The sequence below is a fragment of the Ralstonia sp. VS2407 genome, from assembly GCF_052950655.1.
Window position 1 is genome coordinate 1 of record NZ_JBRFVG010000217.1, and the last position, 481, is coordinate 481.

The following is a 481-nucleotide window of genomic DNA, read 5'->3' on the forward strand; positions in this document are numbered from 1 at the left end:
TGCCCGTTCAGTCCGAATCCGCTGAATCCGGCGAATCCGCCTGCGCGAACCGCGCGGCGACCTCGCGCAGCCACGCCTCGCTCCATGTGAGCGCGCCCACCTTCAGATGCCCGATCACGCTGCGCACCCAATCGAGCTCGGCTTCCAGCGTTACCCGCATCAGCTCGCCGTCGAGCAGGAAGAGCCGCGGAATCTGCATCGCGAGCGCGGCATTCTGGGTTTCGTCGAGGCGGGCCAGCTCGGCTTCGAGCGCGGCGACGCGGTCTCCATCGACGGCGAGGCCCTGTCGCCCGCGAGCCTGCTGGCCAAGCTCCACGAGCTCGGCCGCGCGACCGGCATCGGCCGCCTCGCCCTTGTGGAGAACCGCTTCGTCGGCATGAAGAGCCGCGGCATGTACGAGACGCCCGGCGGCACGATCCTGCTCCCGGCGCACCGCGCCATCGAGTCGATCACGCTGGACCGCGGCGCCGCACACCTGAAG

The 481-nt window shown here is 70.3% G+C and carries 2 pseudogenes; one reads left to right on the plus strand and one right to left on the minus strand.

The annotated features are described in order from the left end of the window. Nucleotides 1–7: 7 nt before the first annotated feature. A pseudogene (locus tag ACU8YE_RS24700) lies at nt 8–262 on the minus strand (PadR family transcriptional regulator); the annotation flags it as partial. A gap of 21 nt (nt 263–283) precedes the next feature. Here ACU8YE_RS24700 and ACU8YE_RS24705 point away from each other — a divergent pair. Continuing rightward, nucleotides 284–481, plus strand: a pseudogene (locus ACU8YE_RS24705) (argininosuccinate synthase); the annotation flags it as partial.